Below are 3867 nucleotides of genomic sequence, written 5' to 3' on the forward strand. Positions count from 1 at the left end.
GCACCGGAGCGAACGTGGTCGCGCTGCAGACCATGCTCGACCGCTGGGACGCCGTGGTCTGCGCCGAGTCGGCCCACATCAACGTCGACGAGGGTGGGGCGCCCGAGAAGGTCGCCGGGATCAAGCTCCTGACGGTGCCCGCATGGGACGGCAAGCTAACCCCTGAGCTGATCGCGCGTCAGGCATGGGGCTTCGAGGACGAGCACCGGGCCCGGCCCAAGGTCGTCTCGATCGCCCAGTCCACCGAACTCGGCACCTGCTACACGCCGGACGAGGTCCGTGCGATCTGCGACCACGCGCACGGTCTCGGCATGCTCGTCTACCTGGACGGCGCCCGGCTCGCCAACGCCGCCGCCACCCTCGGCGTGTCCCTGCGCGAGATGACCACCGACGCCGGCGTGGACGTCCTCTCGCTCGGCGGCACCAAGAACGGGCTGCTCTTCGGCGAGGCGGTGATCGTGCTCAACGAGGATGCGGTGCGCGGCATGGCCCACCTGCGCAAGACGAGCATGCAACTGGGCTCCAAGATGCGTTTCATGTCGGTGCAGTTCGAGGCGCTGCTCGGCGGCGACCTCTGGCTGCGCTCGGCGGCCCGCTCCAACGCGATGACCCAGCGGCTGTACGAGGCGGTGCGCGACCTGCCGGGCCTGGAGATCGCCCGCCCGGTGCAGGCCAACCAGATCTTCGCCGTCCTGCCGCCGGCCGTCACCGAACGCCTCCAGAAGCGCTTCCGCTTCTACACCTGGGACGAACAGGCCGGCGAGGTCCGCTGGATGACCTCCTTCGACACCACCGAGGGCGACGTGGACGCGTTCGCGGCGGCGATCGCGCAGGAGCTGGCGGCGGAGCGAGGCCAAGGGCCGGCGGGCGCGCTGAGCGTGGCCGAGCGCGAGGAACTGGTGCGACTGCGCCGCAAGGTCCGCGCAATGGAAGAGACGATCGAAGCGCTGGGGAAAGAGCCTGCCTCCTGCCCGAACCGCAAGTCGAAGTAGCGGGCGGCGGCCTGGATCGGCTCAATGCTGTGTTGACCATCGGCGAGACCGGTGCGGGACGGCGTCTTCCCCGGCCCGCAACCCTCCCGGTCACGAGGCGACATGTGGCTCAAAGGGCGAGCTGCGCGGCCTGGCCCTCTTCGTCGAAGACCTGGCCACCGATGTCGGCATCCCGCCCGTCGGCGACCCCTTGCCGGTAGCCGGTGTCCTTGGACTTCGTCGGACGGGTCTTGTTGAGCTACGGGTACTGGGCGGCGAGCCGCGCCTGGACCACCGTCGCCCCGTCGGCGAGGACCAGCGCCGCGCTGCAGCCGACCGATCCCTCTCCTGCCGCTGCGGAACGGAGCAGTCAGCGAGTCCGCTGCCCAGCCTGGGGCCTTCACCCGAGATCCTCCAGCAGCAGATCGAGCGCCGCCTCCTCGTGCAGGGCGATGCCCAGGGCGTCCATGGCGGGGGCCAGTTCCGTGTCCCACGCCGCCTCGGACGACGGGCCGGTGAGGGCGATCGACGGTGTGCCGTTCACCTGTGCGCGGGTCGCGAGGTACTCGTAGTCGGCCGCGCGCATGCGCCACGGCTCCGCCTTGTACCGCTGCATGACCCGGTTGGCCAGGGCGATGCCGGGCCAGTCGAAGTCACCGTGGTAGGCGAAGGCGCAGCCGGCCGACGCCAGGGCGTCCAGGAGGGAGAGGACGACCGTCGTCGCGCTTCCCGAGGTGCAGACGAGGGGCGCCGTGCGGTGGGCGTCGGCCGCGGCCTCGACCACGCGTGGGTTCTCGCAGACGTGGACCCGGGTGCCGGGAGGCACGGTCAGGGTCAGGGTGCGCAGTTCGCGCAGGGTCAGGTGGGTCTCCATGTGGTGGGCGGCGCGCTCGCGCAGTGCCGCCTCCCGCCAGGTGCCGCCGGTGGGGCGCAGGCCGTACGAGAGGACGGTGCTGGAGACCTCGTCCGGGGTGACCGAGGCCATGCGCCACAGGGCCCGGCGTGCGGGTGCGTCTGCCGGGAGCTCGACACCGTGCGCCAGTGCGATGCCGCGCAGGACCAGTCGGGACAGCAAGGTGCCGTCGTCCAGGCCGTGTGCCGAGCCGGTGGCGCGGGTGGCCAGTTCGCCGCGGCCCCAGGTGGCCGGGCTCGGGCGCGGGTCCGTGCCGGGGAAGAGTGTCGCCAGCGTGTGGACGGCCTGAGTGATGACGGTGGTTGCGGTGTGCGGATCCTGGCGCGCGAGGGTGCCGCCACGGCGTATCTCCTCCAGCCACTGCGGCGTCCAGGGCTGCGCCGACAGCGACGTGGCGTCCAGCTCGGCTTGCACCGTCGACCACACCCGGGACCGTTCGGCCGCCGCCGCGTCGCGGACCGCCCGGCGGTCGGTCAGTGGCGGGCCCAGTTCTTCCAGTGTCGAGTCAAGGCCCCGTCCGACCGCGCTGGCGCGCAGGCGGGTGTCCAGGTCCAGGAGGCGGATCGTGGCGGTGAGGCCGGTGACCGGTCTGGCCAGGAGGAGGGACAGCGCCTCGCGCTCCCGCGCGTCCAGGTCCCCGAGCCTGATGGTTCCGGCCGGTCGCAGGCCGTTGCGTTCCAGCCGGGTGCGGGCCGCCGTCCAGAGGCGGGTGAGGCCCGGCCGGGTGAGGAATGCGAGGGCGTCGGCGTCCGGGGGACGCCCGTCGGCCTGCTCGGCGCCGCCCGTCATACCGACACCAGCCGTCGCTGCCGCCCGTTCCACGTGTAGTGGAGCGTGGCCACGCCCCGTACATGCGGGTCGCGCAGGCACTCGTAGATGTGGAGGGACGGTACGTCGGGCCAGTTGCCGATCAGGCGTTCGCTCGTGAGGACGAAGTCGAGGTCCAGGTCGACCAGGATGCGGCCGAGGCGGGCGTGGGTGGGCTCGTCCACCTTGGCGAACGCGTCGTCGAGGAGGATCAGGCGGGGTGACTGCGGGGCGGTGTCGGCGAGGCTGGTGAAATGCGCTGCCGCGGCGGCGAAGAGGACCAGGTAGGACAGGACCCGCTGTTCGCCCTGGCTCAGTCCCGTGCGGCCGGAGAGTTTACGGCGGCTGCCCGGTGCCGCGTCGTTCACCACCCAGGGGGTGAAGGTGAACCAGTCCCGGTAGTCCAGGGCGGTCCGCAGGTGGGCCGCGTAGCCGGCGGCCGGGTCGGCGCGGCGGGCGTCCTCGATACGGCGCTGGAGGACGTCGCGGAGCTGCTCGGACTGTTCGCGGGTGCGCAGGCCGGAGGGGCTGCGCAGGAGGTCCACGGCTGCCTTGACGTCCGCTTCCACGCCGTCGGCCAGGCTCCAGTCGAGGGTGACGCCGAGCCCGTGTGACGTGCGGATGGTGGCGAGGGTGGTGTTGAGAGCGCCGATCAGGGCGCTCGCGGCCAGCACCTGCGAGGACAGGTGGTCGCCCAGCTCTCCGGTCAGGAAGCGCTGGAAGACGTCGCGCTCGCGCTCCGTCAGACGGTCACGTGCCTCGGCGGCCTCGGCCGCGATGCGCTCGCCGACCGCGGCGATGTCGTGCGGGCCGTGGTCGTCGACGAGGCGGCACAGTTTGATGCCCTCGCGTTCCTCCATCGTCGCGTCGTAGCCACCGGAGAGCTGGTCGCGCAGTTCGGTGTGACGGTTGAGGAGGGTGGTGTCCGAGATGTCCCGGCGTTCGGCATCCAGGCCGCGGCGCACGGCGTCGACCAGCAGGCGCATCGCCGCGATGCGCTCCCGCACATCGTGGTGGACGGGGTCCAGGGCCTTCAGCGCCCCTCGGTCCGCGTCGCCGCCGGGCTCCGCGTCGGCATCGGCATCGTCGCCGGGCAGCGCACGGGCATCGGCATCGCCGCCGGGCAGCGCACGGGCATCGGCATCGCCGCCGGGCACCGCACGGGCATCGGCATCG

3 protein-coding genes are annotated in these 3867 nt (G+C 72.4%); 1 reads left to right on the plus strand and 2 read right to left on the minus strand.

Going from position 1 to position 3867, the window contains the following annotated elements; all coding sequences use genetic code 11:
• Positions 1-992 (plus strand): beta-eliminating lyase-related protein (locus ABZ281_RS41435; protein ID WP_356663104.1); only part of this gene is annotated, 992 nt, incomplete at its 5' end.
• A gap of 379 nt (positions 993-1371) precedes the next feature.
• Here ABZ281_RS41435 and ABZ281_RS41440 read toward each other — a convergent pair.
• Together ABZ281_RS41440 and ABZ281_RS41445 are read right to left on the minus strand one after the other, a co-directional pair.
• Complete coding sequence (locus ABZ281_RS41440; RefSeq protein WP_356663105.1) at positions 1372-2673, minus strand: TIGR02679 family protein; 1302 nt, start codon at positions 2671-2673, stop codon at positions 1372-1374.
• On the minus strand, positions 2670-3698 hold the full coding sequence (locus ABZ281_RS41445; protein WP_356663106.1) for an SbcC/MukB-like Walker B domain-containing protein: 1029 nt from the start codon (positions 3696-3698) through the stop codon (positions 2670-2672). Before ABZ281_RS41445 ends, ABZ281_RS41440 begins: the two co-directional genes overlap by 4 nt.
• Between the last annotated feature and the right edge of the window lie 169 nt (positions 3699-3867).

Source organism: Streptomyces sp. NPDC006265, from assembly GCF_040613555.1.
Lineage (GTDB): Bacteria > Actinomycetota > Actinomycetes > Streptomycetales > Streptomycetaceae > Streptomyces.